The sequence below is a fragment of the Mangrovibacterium diazotrophicum genome, from assembly GCF_003610535.1.
Lineage (GTDB): Bacteria > Bacteroidota > Bacteroidia > Bacteroidales > Prolixibacteraceae > Mangrovibacterium > Mangrovibacterium diazotrophicum.
The window spans coordinates 2268422-2284302 of sequence record NZ_RAPN01000001.1 but is presented as its reverse complement, the minus strand read 5'-3'; the positions used below and the strand labels follow the sequence as shown (position 1 = coordinate 2284302).

The following is a 15881-nucleotide window of genomic DNA, read 5'->3' as shown; positions in this document are numbered from 1 at the left end:
TCATTTTGATTAAATGGTGAATAACATATTCTGACGTATTTTAACATTCCATAATTTTATAGTCTCTATCTGCGGTTTAACTATATTCTAAAAGTGTGATGTTAGCGATTCTATTTATTTTAGGAGCTCTATTGGCTATAATGTTTGCGTTATTGATTGCTTTTGGGGGATGGGTATGTACCATTCTTTTATCAAAAGCAATTTCTTCCTGTTTTAGTCCTCGGCCTGTTCATCATTTACTTTGTTTTGGGGTTGCTGTCATCAGCTTTGTTTGTTTACAAGTGTTCTTTTTTAGTCAGAAAGGAATCAAGTATTTGAATCAGTCTGAGCAGATCGTCGAGTCGCTGGTTACTTCGAATGAATCATATCTCAATCAGTTAACAGAAGTTGCGTTTCACGGCGAAACTCAGGATGAGCTATACACGAGTCAAATGTTGGTTTCACTGTGCACGGATTTGCAAGAGCAATACCCGATCCTCGGCCGGTTTATTGATGCCGAGACGTTATCCGAAGATAGCTATTTAGCGTCTCAACTGAGAAAGGTTGTGAAGGGAAGAGAAAATGTCAACGCGACTGTGCTTGTTCGTTTTTTTTCGAAATCAATTGTTCATCAACTGAAAAGGCCCTTGGTGAAGACCTGTTGGATTTCTATTATTATTTTCTTGCTGTTCCAGCTGTTGCAAAATTTTGTTGTGTTGAGGAGGGCTTACAAGTCGCAAGCTTTTACGTCGAATTATCAGTTTAGCGAGTCTTCCGAATGGTGAGAGATTTTTACCATATCGTGTTTGAAGGACTTGGGATGCTCTCGGTGACAAAGTTTGTATTTGTAATTACCTCTGCTTTGGTTTTTGCTGCAGTGTGTTGGTGGGGGTGTGTTAATTATACCCGGCTATGGAACAAACGCTATCGATCGACCATTGCACATCATCTCCTCTGCGCAATCTCCTCTGCTCTTACTCTTTTATTGATCCTGACTTTTGTTGGGATGAAAAGATTGAAGCCCGTTTCTGCGAAGTTGATAGTACAGTGGGCAGAAGGTTTGCAGGAAAGTCAACGCTGGAATGATTTTGTTTTTGAAAAAGCCTATTACACGCTGAAACAATCGGGGCGAGAGAATTTCGCTGATGTGCCCGACCCAAAGGAGGAGAACAGCTATTTGCCTTTCTCGGATGCTGAAAGCATGGTGCTTGCAGCACAGGTTTATGCAGATGAAGCCTGTCGGAACTTCGAATACAAACATGCCTTCCTATCCCGAATATTATCGGCAAAGCCATCTGTTTCTTCTGCGTTAATCCAGTCGGATATGACACAATTTTTTGAGAAGGAAGCAGATTTGTATCCGATGAATAGAGCCGTTCGATTAGCTGCAGGACAGATTCTCAAAGAAATGGTTTTACAGTTGCCTCGTGTGCTTCGGATTGCCCGCTTGTCAATCGTATTTATCTTCTGTTTATTCCAATTAATCCCGTTGGGAGTAATTGGCTATTGCGCTTACCAAGATTTAAAACTAAATAAATACCAATTAACATGAACCTTGAAACAAACCACATTATTATTGGCATCGGAGGGACTGGTGGCAATATTCTAAAGGTAATTAGAAAACGGCTCTTCCAGGAAGTAAAAACGGAAGAGCAACGACGGAATATTCCGTTAGGATTTGTCTATGTCGATTCGAGTATGGAGTACATGCGTCCAAATGATCCGAGTTGGAAAGTAATGGGCGAGAGTACGCAGCTGGGAAAAGATAGCTTTTTGTTTGTTCGCGGTGCCTCTCTCGGAAGTCAGCTGGAGAATGTAGACAGTTACCCGGGTATAAAAAGCTGGATCGGCGACCGTAAAATTTGGGACAACCTGGTTGGTTCGGTCGGTGATGATGGAGCTGCAGCTCAGCGTCGCAGGCTTGGTCGATTCCTGTTTTCGTGTTCTGTGTCAGAATATGAAAGTATCCTGAAAAATCAGGTAAAATCAGTCAAAGCCAAAAGCGGTAAAACAGATGTGACTTTTCACATAATTGCCGGGTTAGCGGGCGGAACAGGGAGCGGATCAGTTGTCGATGTCATTGCGCAAACCCGGAAGCATTTTCAAGCCAATATCGGATCGGGGATGTCTTATAAGATCATGGTGTACTGTCTGGTTCCGGAGCACTCTCCGCTTCCTGGCTGGGACAAAGGTTTCTACCATGCCAATGGTTACGCCGCTTTACAGGAACTAAATGCCTTGCAGGTAAAACGGTTTATTCCGCATGATGTGAGTGGCGAATATGAATTTGTTCCTTTTGAAGGAGTTGATAAGATCTTCAACAGTTGTTTTCTGTTTACCAATTCCAATGAGAACGGAATTACCGTCGATACGAAGAAGGATTTGCCAGAGATCGTTTCTGATTTAATTTATCACTATTTGTTTATTCCTCATAATGACGAAACACGTGCGTTTGACGATGCTTACAGCTTGGAGAATGTTGCAGACGGGGAGAAAGAAAATGACGAATCGGCTAAAACGCCGGAGTTGGCCAATGCAGCCAAGCCGGTTCGCACACGGCGGTTTAATGCTTTCGGTATTAAGCGAATTGTGAGCCCTGAAGAAGAGATAGTTGAATATTTTACCTACAGTTTTGCCAAACAGGCTTTGTTGCAGTTTAAGTATAATAACTGGTCTGATGATCTGGGGTACCGAGATCAACCTAAAAACGAAGACTACAACAGCTTTGTAACGGATAAAGCAAACTTGAATCGGTGGATGCTTTCCGATGCACATTTAGCGCTATCGTTACCGGTTCTTCCAAGCGAAAAAGAACAGAAATGGAAAACCTTCCAGGAAGATTGGAATGCCAATATTCCAAATCTCGCGAATGTTGCCTGGGCCAAGGATGAGTCGCGCGCAATCAATGAACTGGCAAAATTCTGTGAAGAACGCTATGATAAAAACTTCCGGAAGGTTGGTGTACCGGAGTTCTTTGCAATCAAGGATCAGTCCAGAAAAGACTTGGCTCGCGAGATTTGTGATACCATCGAAATTGACTTATTCAGTCAATGGAGCACAGGGCAAAAATCAGTTTATGAGTTGGGGCGCTTGATGGATACTTTGATTACCCAAACGGAGAACCGCCTAAAAGGATTCGACGCCCGAATCATCAGCAAAAACGAAGAGTTGGACAAGCTATTTGCAGAAAAAGCCAGAAATGAACAGGCGTGGTCCGCATCTGGGTTTCTAACTGATTTACTTGGTAAAAAGAAGAATTTGTTCCAGGCTCAGACAACGGTCTTGCAATACCTCTACATTAAGAAAACAGAGATGGCCGGGTTGATTTTTGGAAAGCGTCTGCTGGCAGAAGTGTTGAACGAAATGCAGATGCTGAATGAGGAAATTAAGCGATTCTCCGATCGTTTAACAAACTCGTTAAATCAAGCCGAAAAAGAAATTGGTTCGCGTTGCGTTGAAGATAAACTTTCACCTGAAACCTACAAAAATACGGTTGTGAAGTATTACGATGCGGATGATGTGAAGAACTTCACATCGCGTGTCACCCGTGATCAGCAAATACAATCGCAACAAAGCTCGTCGATTCGAAATGCGATTGTGGAATTGGCAGGGACTGAAAAGACCTTCACGCGCATCAACCAGCACATGACTGAAGATATTCTGTTGGATATTTTCGCTTCGAAGGCGAAGAGTAGTGCAGTAAACGCCCACAACGAGATCATTACCAGTAAAAAACAGAAACTGATTGGAATAAATATCATCGAAAAGTTGAAGGAGCAGTACGGAACGTCCGACAAACAAGCTGAGCTGGATGAATTTGCTCGCAAGGTCGTGGAGTCGAGTGGTGTATTTCTTTCCTTCGATAAGAGCGAAATCTCTCGTCAGTTGAATAATAACGGACCGTCTCGTCCGGGGATCATCACGATGCTTAACAGTACATTGATCAGTATTCCCGACTCGCCGGAGAACAAGGATTTTGTAGATAAGCTGGTTGATGCTTTTAAGCGTAATTCAGATGGTAGCCGAACTTTTGTGGTGGACACCAAGAGTAGTCGAATGAATGAAATTACAGTTATAAACCTGACTTCTTGTTTCTCGCTCCGCATGGTGAATGATTTGCGGGTGCTGAAGCAAAAGTATGATTTGATGTTGCGGGGAGCCAATCCTGATGTTGCAAAACTGGTACTCCACCTAGAAGGTGATGGTTCACAATATCCACGTATTTTCATGCCGACTCGTGCCGAGCTGGAAGAAGGTCAGGCCCGGTTGGTTCAAACAACGCTGCCCAAATTACTCATCGCAAAAGCACTCGGCTATATCAGCTACCAGGATCGCATGGACGGTACCGGCAAAAATGCCTATTGCATCATGGAAATGGATGAAGTGATGAATGTCCCGCTTCCACCCGTTGTGCTGGCAGATAAATTGACTGAAATAACCGAATCGATTGACGAAGAGGTGGCGGAAAAGGTCTCGAAAGAAGTTCAGATTAAGCTGGCCAGCGAATACCTGCACATGGAGAAACGCAAAGAGTTGCAGGAATCAATTTCGAATGACATTAAAACAGTAGTGCTGAAGGAATGTGCCAATAATCCAGCCGACGCGAAATACGTGAAGTTTCTGGCAGCAACCCGCGAAGCAATAACCATCCTAAATAACTAAACGATATGGACATGACGAGAAAAGGCAGTTGCATCAATTTTGGCAACTGCTCAAAAGCAGATTTAAAAGAGACAATCGAACTGGGTGTGACCGAAGATTTTGTTTGCCCGGAGTGCGACAGTGAGCTAACCGAAATGGTTGGAAAATCGAAGGGCGGCAAAAAGAAAATGCCGCTCATCATTGGGGGAGTTGCGTTGGTGCTTGTGTTGGCCGGCGGTGGGCTAATCTATGCTCTTTCAGGTGATGAGACTGATGAATTTGAAGATTTAGCCGCATTGGCATCAACAGAGCAAGTGCAGCAAGTAGAGGAAACGCCGCCGGTGGCAGTTGCAGAAGAGTCTGCCCCGGTACCCGAAGCTTCGAAGCAGGTTGCCCCATCGGCTCCTGTCAACAATTCCAGCCTCGATCTTGGATTTGGAACTTACAAAGGAGAGTTGAAAGACGGAAAAGCAAATGGAATGGGAACGATGTACTACAGCGAGCGCCATTTGATTTCCAAACGCGACAGGCAGGAACGTTACGCCGAAGCCGGCGATTACATTGTCGGGGAGTTTTATGGTGGCGAACTGGTTCAGGGGAAGCTATTCGATAGCGAAAATGTTCAGAAGCAAACGCTCATCTTGGGGCGACCACATTAAGGATCTATGAAGCGCTTTGGTGGTATTTTTGTGTTATTGGTATTTATAGGAGCTATTTCATTCTTCGGAATGGTAGCTCCATCGCCAATTTATGCAACACGAAAATTGGAGTCTTTGGGGCGGCTAATCGAACAATTGTACGGTTGGTCAGGTGCTGCTGAGTTGAGAAATAGCCGGCAGCTGTATGGAAAGAGCTTGCTTGTAAACTTCAATTCAGAAGGGCAGATTGCTCACTTGGGGTTGAAAATGTTTCCGGACGGAGTAAAGCAACAAATTGATCCCGAGATTTCAGAATTTCTGGAGCGGCTAAGCTTGGAATTGTGTTTGGAAGATCAACAAGGGAAACTGGGTTCTAAATTAAAGGAGTATAAAATTGCTTTGTATTTAAACCAAGTGCCTCTGGGAGGGCTGCTATTCCAAAAACTGGAAGACGCGCTGCTGGTTGCAGACAATTCTGCTGTTTTTCGACTAACTAAGGACTCGCTGAATTATTCTGCGGTTTGGGAAAATGGGGGGCATCAAAGTTTTGAGATTCTTTTTCCGGCTCAATACGATTTGATTTCGGGACGAGATAAGAAGGAGTTGGATGATCAGCTGGAGATGAAGCTTAAAAGTTACGACGGTAGTGGAGTTCAGTTTGAAGACATACAGCGAATTAGCGTGACTGAAAAAGAGACTGGCTTGTGGCTTTCGTCTCCGCAAAGTTTTATGATTCCTGCAGTTGGCAACTCGCGCTATTTCCGCAAATCGGCAAACGAACAATTAGTTTGGCTTTATGATAGTCGCTTTCCGCAGGAGAGTTTAGCGAATTTGTTTTACTATCTACCAGACTCGTCCAAGCAACTTCAGGTGAAAATGACTCATCGTAAATACGGCAAAGAAATTTCAACCTATACCCTCCCGCTGGCTTCAATTTTGGCTACCTGGCAGAAAAACTTTCAGACCTTTGTGGGTTTCGAGAAAAGCCCTGAAGGGGAGTTGAATGCAGTTGTTTTCTTCTATAATTCAATGGGAAATTATCTGCATTTATTATCAATAAAGGCTTCAGAAACCGATTTGTTTGAGCAGCATGAGATTGAAGCCGAACTGCGCTCATTTATACCGGAACACAACATCAAAAACCTGTTTGGGGAACGCCAGGGAGCTGGCGCCTATGTAACTGTAAACTACTAATAATGAAAAAATATGTCCTTTTAATTATAGTCTTTCTTCAGGTCTGCGTGGTCTCAGTAGCACAGGATAAGCATGAGAAGGAGCGCAGTATCAAAACAACAGATTTGTATTTGTATGGTGAGGCCACTGCCGATTCTGAAACAGAGGCGACATCCACGGCCAAAAAGATCCTTCTGTCGCAAATCTACGATTTTGAGCCAGCCCTGATTAATCGAAGCGAGCCGGTCGAGGCAATGTTGGCGAACAGCAGTCAGTACATTACAATGCCGCGTGGGATTAAATTCAGGACAATTGTGTTTGCGCTGAAGTCGGAGATTGAGTCGATGGTAAAAGTTGAGCTTGCTTCAACCTCAGACGTTTCCGTGGAGGAATCTGTTTCTGAAATTTCAGAGGTCAAAGCTGAAACGCTACAATCGCAAGAAGAAGTTGCAACAGAAGCTGCAGCTAGCGAAATGGAAATGTTGGGAGTGGCAGCTGATCCAGATGTTTCTACAGTCGCTGAAGAACCCAAAATGTCTTCTATTGGGCGAGAAGCAATTGCAACCACTGCTGTAGTTGAGTCTTCGGAAATTCCGAAAACAGATCCAGAAGCGGAGGGAACAGTGGAGTCAGAGAAACCTGCAAAATCCGAAGAAATTAGCATTCAACATGTCTTTACATCGAGTCGGGAACTGCTTGACTACATCATTACAGTTGACCAAGCGGGCAGTCTTCAGAAGATATTCGATGAACAAAAACGAAAAGGGATGCTCATTTACGGAGGCTCCAAAAGTTTGTCCTTTGCCGACAAGTGCTACCTCGTTTATTATACCCGCGAAGGTGAAGTTTTGTGTGTTTTAGACAAAGGAGCGGCTATGCGAAAGAACCTTCGGAATGGGGCGTTAGAAAGTCGCGAAAACTACAGTGAGTATCCTTTCGTGTGGTTTCAACTAATGGATTAAGTCACTATTTCAACTAAAACCTAAAAATCATGAAAATACAATATCGGTTAATTGCGATTTTATTCCTGCTCTGTGCCATTGGGATTGATTCTTTTGCCCAGCACAATACGAGCTTGGAATTGGAGAATAAATTGGATAATGCTTTGTTGCAAAAAGCAATCGAAGAAAATGTGTCAGCGTTGCTGACTGACTTGAATACGGCTTATGTCGAAGAAAAAGTGCCGCAACTGCATGGGAATTACATCAGTAAAGATGCACGAACATCTGTGCTTGCGATGTGGGAAACCAGTCGCTTTTACTGCGTCGAATCCTGGATGATGGAAAAGTGCCTGAACTCGGCAACCGGTTACCAGGTTCGTAATATTCCAGTCTTCATGAAAGAGGCCAATGATCAACTCGACCTGGTTATCGGGCTGGATGCTTCCGGTGTGATTAACGACGTGCATGTTGCTTTGGAAGTACAGCAATACATGTCGGTTATCGATGCTAATATCTCAGTGACTGATTTACGTCGTCGACAGGTAATCCTTGATTTTGTTGAAAATTTCCGGACAGCCTATAACCGGAAAGATATCGACTTTTTACGCCAGGTTTATAGCGATGATGCACTGATTATAACCGGTAAAGTCGTGAAGCAGCAAACTGGTTCCGACCAGGTATTGAAGAGTTTGGGCGAAGAAAAAGTAATCTATCAAACACAGACCAAGCAGGAATATCTGACCAAACTGAGCCAGGTGTTTGCCAATAACGAATATGTCAATATTCTTTTTGATGAAATTGAGATTTCCCAGCATCCCAAGTGGGACGAAATATACGGTGTGGCCTTCAAACAGGACTGGAATACCTCGCGCTACAGCGATTCCGGGTATGTGTTTCTGATGATCGATTTTAAAGACGAAGCCAACCCGATTATCCATGTACGTACTTGGCAGCCTGAAAAATACAATGGAAAGGTGATGCCCAAGGAAGAGCGCTTTGATTTGGGGGCATTCGAGATAGTCAACTAAAAAGAAAAAAAACTAACCAAACCCTTGTAAAATTTACCGCAATGAAATTTCTGAAATTAATAAGCCTGTTTTTGTGTCTTTCGAGTCAGGCTGTTCTCGCTCAAAAAAGTATGAACTATGAGGCAAAAGATGTTGGCCTTGCAATTCCCCGGGTTGAAAACGATGAAGCAGTTGTAATTATCTGTACGCCGGATATCAACAGCCTCAGTTTTGAATCAACAATGGATAAAACCGTTGAAGTGTACAATACCGTTCAGGAAAGCAGCTTTAATTACTACTTCCTGAAGTTTGTTGTCGGAAATCTTTATCGCGGCCGAAAGTTGGAAGTTAAAGTTGATGGTTACGACAAAACAGTGATTCCGATTCCTTTAAATGCAAAAGAAGTTCTGAGTTTTTATGTCTACGACCCGGATGGAAGTGTTGGGGTAGGCTGTTATTTCCAAAATAGAAATGAAGGAAACGAATTGTTGACGAAATCAATGTATTCGGAAGCCAAAGAAAAGTATGCGCTGGCATTGGAGTGTTCCGATAAACCGGCGGATAGCGACCTCGAAAAACGCCTTGAAGATATTGATATGTGTATTTTCCTGAGACGTAAGGCTGATCGGGCATTTGGAGAATCAAAATACCAACAGGCAGAGGAGTTCTACAAGGAAGTGCTGGCTATTAATGCTAATGATGCCTATTGTCAGGGGCGCATTGACGACTGCGAAGAAGCGTATGGTAATATCTGTCGGAAAGTCTACGGTCGTGTCACCGATGATGACGGAGATCCTATAGCTCACGCTGAAATAAAAAGTGCTGTCGAGGTTAAAAAGAATAAATATGAGGGCGAAAAGTCGCTCGGATATACCGACGATAATGGTAGGTATGAATTACTGGTTCGGCAGGAGAATGAGGTTCTTGAATTCTCAAAATTAACTTATCGGCCGGTTTATCATCATGTTTCAAACGATTCAATTGTTGAGTTAAACGTTGCGCTGAAATTAAGCAAAGGAGCGATTGGTCTCGGGGTAGGCTTGAAGCTATTAGAAACACTGGAGTGACGAAACAGCCAGTTGTTATTTGGTTTATGAATCTTGGGGATCGCTGTAAACAATGCTTTCTCTACTTAGACAAAAAAAAAAAGAGATGAATGGAATTCGATATAAATCGGCTGTGTTGCTAACTGTTTTTATAGTGGCTGTTAGTTTCGCTTTTGCTCAATCCGATGAGAATAAAACAACGGTGTCTGCCGGAAAGGTAGGCTCGAAGAAGTGGTATCAGTTGAATTCAAAAGCAATGGTAGAAGATAGTGTCTCTGTTTTGGAGGCATTCGCAACGGAGCTTATTAACAAATCGGAGGCGGTTTTGCCGGGGCGACTGAAACGGAATTATCTTTTAGTGGATTCTGTCAGTATGGAGTTGATGGTAAAGGATTCGGTGCAGGCAAGTTGGGGAAATAAGGCAAAATACAAGGCGCTTGCTCTGGTTGAAGATGAAGCTGACAGTAACGTGTGGGCCTCTTTTTTGGCGCCTCTTGTTCTTTTGTTGACTTTGGTCTATTCCGCCTACTCATTGATTAAATTATTTGTAATCCGCGAAGATTGAACGCTATGGAAGGATATTTTTTAGACGAAACCATTCGCGGAGATAAGGATTTGATTCTGCGGATGAAGCGCCAGATCAATCAATGGGCGGCAACTTATAAAATAGACGAGTTTAAATATTTGGCCAATAAAATTGAGTTTGGTAAAATTACGTATAAGCCAGAGTATCCCGCATATTTGAGAAGTCAGCTTGAGCAGCGTAAAAAGAAAGAGGACAATCGGCCTTACACGAATCAATCTGTGCCCGATCGGATCTATTTCAGCCTGTCTCAACTCAATATTTGGGATCCGGATTTACCGCTTCCCAAGAAGTTTATCGAGCAGACTAAAAGTTTTATTGTGCCTGGTTCTCAGTTTGTCAAAACTTGTCATCATTGCTCAGGACATGGTAAGATAACATGTCCTAGTTGTTCGGGCGAAGGTCAGGTAACTTGTTCCAGTTGTAAAGGGGCTGGTAAACAGCAATGTTCTTCTTGCAACGGAAAAGGAAACGTCAGTAATTCTAGATCTTGTAGTAATTGCGGAGGGCGGGGAAGATGGACGACCTATGAGGACCGGTGGAATAGTGATTTGCAGAGACACATCTCAACGCCGATTCACAATGTTTGCGATGCTTGTAATGCTACTGGTTATAGGTATGTTACGGAACGATGCACCAGATGTAGGGGGACGGGACAGACATCTTGTTCGAATTGTGGAGGGACGGGGAAAGTAACCTGTTCGCGTTGTCACGGGCATGGTGAAATTGTTTGTCCTACCTGCGAGGGTAGAAAACGCCTGTATCACTATCTGGCAATCGATCAGGAATTGAGCAACGATACGCATTCGATTATCTATATCAACGAAAATTTTGAAGACGATTTTCAGGAGTTTGCTGAAAACTGGTCGGAAATAGAAGGGAAGCCGATTTTTGGTTTTTCATCCAACGGAATTATGCGAAATCCAGTCGAGGCAACTCATGATCTTTACAAATCAGTCGGCGATATCATTCGTAAATCGAAAAGCGAAGAGAATTCTATCAGGCGGGTGCTTTTCCAGGAATTGAAAATTCAGCGAATTGATACTTGGGAACTTGAATATACATTTAACGGTAAGAAATACCGTATGCTTTTTCATGGAGATGACTTGGAGGTGATTCCAGGGAAGAGTCCGATTTTTGATTATTCTAGCGATTTGATTGACAGTGCTTGGGGTAAATACGACAATGGAAACTACACCGCAGCAGGAAGAATTTGTGATCGGGTAGCGAAAATTGATACGTATGAGTTGAGAGATAACGTTGAAAAACTAAAAAATGATGTTGATGAGAAGTTGCAAGCTGCTTATCATACTGGAGCTTTAACCGGAAGTCTTGTTTTTGGCGTTATTGCTTTGTTTGCGGTTTATTCTTATTGCAACAATTACAATCACGTATTCAGTTATATGAGTTTTATCAATCGAACTTCGAATTGGTTTCACGATTACCATACGGGTACGCAAATGTTGTTGGCTGTTGTTCCCGTATTTTTGGGCTACGCATCAGGTGCCGCAGTCGGAACTGGATTTCGTTGGCGAATTCCGGGGCATATTCCGCGTTTTATGGTTGGGCTGATTTCTGCAGTGCTATTTACAGGATTGTTTTTGGGGATCTGGTGGATTGCAAACGCAATCGGAGTCACTTTTCTGGCTACCCTATTTGTGTGGATTGTTTGGAAAATTATCATGGTAATCCTGATCATAGTTGTGTTAGCCTGGAACGTAGTCTCGTGGGTTTGGAACTTGATATTTTAGATAGAATAGAGGAGAGGGAGTTGCAACAATTTCCTCTCTTTCTCTTTCCTTGTAGATGAGCCTAGCTGGCTAATTCTTTCATGTTTTGATTTCATATCATGAACTTTGCCGGCGTGTGATCGGTATCGTTTTCTGTCTGTGTGAAAAAGAAGTGCAAGGCCGCAGTGAGAGTCATAAAACAAAAAGGATGTCGTTTCTGACATCCTTTTGTTTGGGGTGGGAGACCGGTCTCGAACCGGCGACCTTCGGAACCACAATCCGACGCTCTAACCAACTGAGCTACAACCACCATTTTTGCTTGCGGGTGCAAATATAGTATTTTATTTCTGATCCCTGCAAGCGTTTTCTGTACTTGTAACAGAATTTTTTTTTGTTCGTTCTTAAAGTTTTTCTTTTTCAGATACTTCGCCGTTTGGGCTAATCAGCAGGAAATAGCGATTTAGCTCCGCGTCGCGAACAATAACCTCGTATTTCTGCGTTTCATCGCACAAAATTGAGATGGCATTCATCAATTCACCATGAGACTGCGCCGCTGTGCTGACTGCTTCCGGAAGTCCGTCCAGTGGTAGATTAACTTTAAGGCAGGTGATCTCGCCATCGACTTTGTAACGGGCAATGTGTTCCAGGTCTTCTTTATAAAAGACGGCCTCGAATTGCTCGGCGGCTTTGTGCCACTCCAGATTCAACGGATCAGCAAATTGTTTGGTAAAGCTGGTTTTCACTGCTGCCGGAACCTGTATGGATTTGTTGCCGGAAAGTATTTTTTGAAAGAAATTTTTTACATCCATGTTTGTCTGTTTTCTGCTTAGCTTTTGACGTTCTTTTTTCTGAAAGTAACGTTGGTTAGTCCGATTAATCTTTTTCGAATTTGGTTTGGTACAGGTAAATGACCCGAGTCCTCGCTCGTTTCAATCGCATTTTCACCGCGTCTTCACTAATGCGCAGCGTTTGGGCAATGCTTTTTCCCGGCAGGTTGTCCTGGTATTTCATCAGTAACAAGGCTTTTTCCTCGGGGTGAATCATTTCCAGAATCTGCAGCAGGTTGTCGTAGCTCAAATCCTGCAGATCGGCTTCCGATTCGTCCGGGATGTCCTGGATCTCGTTTTCCGTGTTCCAGTTCGGGTAGTGCAGCTTCTTTTTCAGTCGCAGGTAGTCAATCGAGTAATTATAGGTAATGGCGTACAGCCACGACGAAAAATGAGCGTTACCCTTAAAGCCGGGAAGTTTTTCGAAGGCTTTCGAGAAAATATCGTTGGCAAAATCCTCCGCCATGCTTCGGTTTTTGATAAAACTGTAGCATTTGTCGACAACTTTCAGAAAATACCTTTTATAAAGAAGTTCGAAAAGCTCGGTTTTATTTTCCTGAGCAATCAGTCGAACAAGCTCTTCGTCAGGCAGATCTTTGTATTGAGCTTTGGTCATAAACCAGGTTCAAAATAGAATTTTAAAATTTTTTTCATCCGTTGCGTTACTTCAGAATTTACCTCCGTCTAAATGGAGATTTCAATCCTGATTGGGATAAACTAAAACGAAAATAAGCATTGGGTTTGGAATTCACTTGAAAAAATAAATTTTACTTATTTACGATGAAAAAAAAGTTGATGATCGCGTTGACAGCAGTAAGTATCGCTGTCTTGTTTAGTAGCTGTGGTAAAATTCCTCAAGCTGAAATTGATGCAGCTAACGTTGCAATTGAAGCTGCAAAAACTGCCGGTGCAGATGTTTACGTAGCTGAAGATTTTGCTGCTTTGCAAGATTCGATGCGCGCTGTAAACGAAAATGTAGAAGCTCAAAATGGTAAGCTTTTCAAGAACTTCGACAAGGTAAAAGAACAATTGGTTGTTGTAACACAGTTGGCTGCTGATACCAAAACAAAAACTGAAGTTCGCAAAGAAGAAGTGAAACAAGAAGTTGCTGCACTTCAAACTGAAATCGCTGACCTGGTTGCTCAAAACAACGAGCTGGTAGCTCAGGCTCCTAAAGGTAAAGAAGGTGCTGCTGCTTTGGAAGCTATCAAAGGCGACATCGCCCTGATCGAAGCTTCACAAACTGAAGTAACTGATCTGGTTGCTGCTGATAACTTGATGGGTGCATTGGAAAAATCAAAAGCATCAAAAGAAAAAGCAGTGGCTATCAACACCGAGCTGAGCGAAGTGATCGCAAAATATGCCAAAAACAAAAAAAGATAAGAACCGTATTTTTTAACGGTAATTACCAAGAATTTTCCCCGGGATTTTTCTCCCGGGGATTTTTTTAAGAATTGGTTCTATGCGTAAACTGAAAAGGGGAGTTGTTTGGGGATTTTGGATTTTTGTGGTCTTGGGGTGTTGCGCAGGATATGTCGTCTATCGAACTCCGAAGCCGCCGGTTGCTGCCATGAGAATGGCGCGGGAAGCCTTGCACCTGGCGCAAAAGTCGGAGGCTGAAGTTTACGCCGAAGAGGTTTATCGGCAGGCCAGCCAGGCTTACGACTCAGCTATGCAGTGCTGGGCGCAGGAAAACGAACGGTTCTTTTTGTTTCGCAATTATTCGCGGCTGGATGGCTGGATTGCGGAAGCGATCGACAAAGCCACAGAAGCACAGCAGCTTTCCGGAAATCGTTCCAAATCGGCCGACACCCGCGTGAAAAAAGGGGTGACTGAGCTGGAAAAGCAAGTTTCGCTTTACAATCGCTATTACAAGCGAATGCCTTTGCCGGGCAGTGTTACCAAAGCGCATAATAAAGGCGTGCTGAAACTTTCGGAAGCTAAGTTTGCCTGGCAGAACAAGCGGTTTACCGAAGCCGATAAGCATTTTGTGCAAGCCAAAGAACTGATTGAGAGTTCTAATGATAAGGCAGAAAAGCTTGTGCGAAATTGGTTTGGTGGGCATGGCCAATGGCAGAAACAGGCCGAAAAGGCCGTAAAAATGTCGAAGGGTGGCAAGAAAGTCATTCTGGTAGATAAGCTGGCGCACCGTTGCATGGTTTATCAAAGCGGAAAAGTTCTTCGCACTTACGAAATTGAACTTGGTATGAACTGGATGGGCGATAAGCAGCGAAAAGGAGACAAGGCCACGCCCGAAGGGATTTACCAGATTACGCAGAAAAAAGACGGTTCACGTACCACATTCTATAAAGCTTTGCTGATTAATTATCCGAATGACGATGACCGTAGCCGGTTTGCAGCGGCCAAACGAAATGGCAGCCTTCCCGCAAAAGCGGATATTGGTGGTTTGATTGAACTGCACGGGCTGGGCGGCAAAGGGGTGGACTGGACCGATGGTTGCGTGGCGCTGAAAAACGATGACATGGACTCGTTGTACCGGATGGTTGCCGTAGGGACTCCGGTTGTTATTGTGGGCTCGCTAAAGCCCCTGAGTGAAATTTTGGGAAACTAATAACTGATTTCTTCGATGGAGAATGAAATAAATGAGGAAACGATCAATTCGAAAAAAGAGCAGGAGATCGTGAAAGCTTGCATGCCTGTATGGGGATGGATTGGGTTCATTGCGATCCTGATTGCTTCTGTGGTTGTGGCTCTGCTGATCTTGTTTTCGACTACCCCTTGGTTGAAGGGACGGAGCTTGTTCTACGCGATTAAGCAAGATAGCACAGAAACTGCTTTGGCAGAGTTGCCTTCCGAGAAAGATGTGATGGCTGATATCGGTCGGCTGCAAAAAAAGATTGAACGCCTTACCCCTGGTGGTGTCTACCTGATTGTCAACACAACAGATAATACCTTCTTTTTGTATCAAAATAAACAGCTGATTCGTGAAGGACTCTGCTCGACCGGAAGCTACACAAAGCTGGAGGCGGAGAATGAAAAAAACTGGGTATTCGAGACGCCCAAAGGCGTATTTACCATCAAGGGAAAAATTACCAACCCGGTTTGGCGCAGACCCGACTGGGCATTTGTTGAAGAAGGCTTGCCCATTCCGCCGGCTAACGATCCTTCGCGTTACGAGTACGGCGTGTTGGGCGATTATGCGCTGAGCCTGGGCGATGGATACCTGATTCACGGTACGCTGTATAAACGTTTTTTAGGGCAGCCTGTTACGCATGGTTGTATCCGGATGAACGACGATGATTTGGAAGCAGTTTACAAAACCCTGCCAACAGGGGCCAAAGTATTTATTTACTGA

Annotated in this window: 15 protein-coding genes and 1 tRNA gene; 13 read left to right on the top strand and 3 right to left on the bottom strand. The window is 43.6% G+C overall.

The features are described from left to right. Positions 1-98 precede the first annotated feature (98 nt). From BC643_RS09015 to BC643_RS23300, 10 genes are all read left to right on the top strand, one after another. Complete coding sequence (locus tag BC643_RS09015; protein WP_147377182.1) at positions 99-764, top strand: hypothetical protein; 666 nt, start codon at positions 99-101, stop codon at positions 762-764. 221 nt (positions 765-985) lie between these two features. Further along, positions 986-1531, top strand: coding sequence for a hypothetical protein (locus BC643_RS09010; RefSeq protein ID WP_120272773.1), 546 nt, complete (start codon positions 986-988; stop codon positions 1529-1531). Then, positions 1528-4641 carry a tubulin-like doman-containing protein gene (locus BC643_RS09005; protein ID WP_120272772.1) on the top strand — a complete coding sequence of 1038 codons (3114 nt, stop codon included), beginning with the start codon at positions 1528-1530 and terminating at the stop codon, positions 4639-4641. The genes BC643_RS09010 and BC643_RS09005 overlap by 4 nt, the downstream gene beginning before the upstream one ends. 11 nt (positions 4642-4652) lie before the next feature. Continuing rightward, positions 4653-5279 carry a hypothetical protein gene (locus BC643_RS09000; RefSeq protein ID WP_147377181.1) on the top strand — a complete coding sequence of 209 codons (627 nt, stop codon included), beginning with the start codon at positions 4653-4655 and terminating at the stop codon, positions 5277-5279. A gap of 6 nt (positions 5280-5285) precedes the next feature. Beyond that, entirely contained in the window at positions 5286-6452 is a 1167-nt protein-coding gene (locus BC643_RS08995) for a hypothetical protein (protein ID WP_120272770.1), read from the top strand. 2 nt (positions 6453-6454) lie between these two features. Next, on the top strand, positions 6455-7393 hold the full coding sequence (locus BC643_RS08990; protein WP_147377180.1) for a hypothetical protein: 939 nt from the start codon (positions 6455-6457) through the stop codon (positions 7391-7393). 29 nt (positions 7394-7422) lie between these two features. Then, positions 7423-8400 (top strand): nuclear transport factor 2 family protein, encoded by a 978-nt coding sequence (locus BC643_RS08985; protein WP_120272768.1) that lies wholly within the window; start codon positions 7423-7425, stop codon positions 8398-8400. A 41-nt stretch (positions 8401-8441) separates the two neighbouring features. Beyond that, entirely contained in the window at positions 8442-9446 is a 1005-nt protein-coding gene (locus BC643_RS08980) for a carboxypeptidase-like regulatory domain-containing protein (protein WP_120272767.1), read from the top strand. An 85-nt stretch (positions 9447-9531) separates the two neighbouring features. Next, positions 9532-9990: a hypothetical protein gene (locus BC643_RS08975; RefSeq protein ID WP_120272766.1), complete on the top strand. Its 459-nt coding sequence runs from the start codon at positions 9532-9534 to the stop codon at positions 9988-9990. Between the two features lie 5 nt (positions 9991-9995). Then, positions 9996-11759 carry a hypothetical protein gene (locus BC643_RS23300; RefSeq protein WP_147377179.1) on the top strand — a complete coding sequence of 588 codons (1764 nt, stop codon included), beginning with the start codon at positions 9996-9998 and terminating at the stop codon, positions 11757-11759. A gap of 212 nt (positions 11760-11971) precedes the next feature. On the opposite strand, the gene BC643_RS08965 is transcribed toward BC643_RS23300, so the two are convergent. The 3 genes from BC643_RS08965 to BC643_RS08955 all read right to left on the bottom strand — a co-directional run bounded on the left by BC643_RS08965 (position 11972) and on the right by BC643_RS08955 (position 13181). Then, a tRNA-His gene (locus BC643_RS08965) sits at positions 11972-12048 on the bottom strand. A gap of 91 nt (positions 12049-12139) precedes the next feature. Then, positions 12140-12547: a hypothetical protein gene (locus BC643_RS08960; RefSeq protein WP_120272764.1), complete on the bottom strand. Its 408-nt coding sequence runs from the start codon at positions 12545-12547 to the stop codon at positions 12140-12142. A 64-nt stretch (positions 12548-12611) separates the two neighbouring features. Continuing rightward, positions 12612-13181: an RNA polymerase sigma factor gene (locus tag BC643_RS08955; protein WP_120272763.1), complete on the bottom strand. Its 570-nt coding sequence runs from the start codon at positions 13179-13181 to the stop codon at positions 12612-12614. A 164-nt stretch (positions 13182-13345) separates the two neighbouring features. On the opposite strand from BC643_RS08955, the gene BC643_RS08950 reads away from it, so the two are divergent. From BC643_RS08950 to BC643_RS08940, 3 genes are all read left to right on the top strand, one after another. Then, positions 13346-13948: a hypothetical protein gene (locus BC643_RS08950; RefSeq protein ID WP_120272762.1), complete on the top strand. Its 603-nt coding sequence runs from the start codon at positions 13346-13348 to the stop codon at positions 13946-13948. A 79-nt stretch (positions 13949-14027) separates the two neighbouring features. After that, complete coding sequence (locus BC643_RS08945) at positions 14028-15137, top strand: L,D-transpeptidase family protein (protein ID WP_120272761.1); 1110 nt, start codon at positions 14028-14030, stop codon at positions 15135-15137. 15 nt (positions 15138-15152) lie between these two features. Next, positions 15153-15881 (top strand): L,D-transpeptidase, encoded by a 729-nt coding sequence (locus tag BC643_RS08940; RefSeq protein WP_211338019.1) that lies wholly within the window; start codon positions 15153-15155, stop codon positions 15879-15881.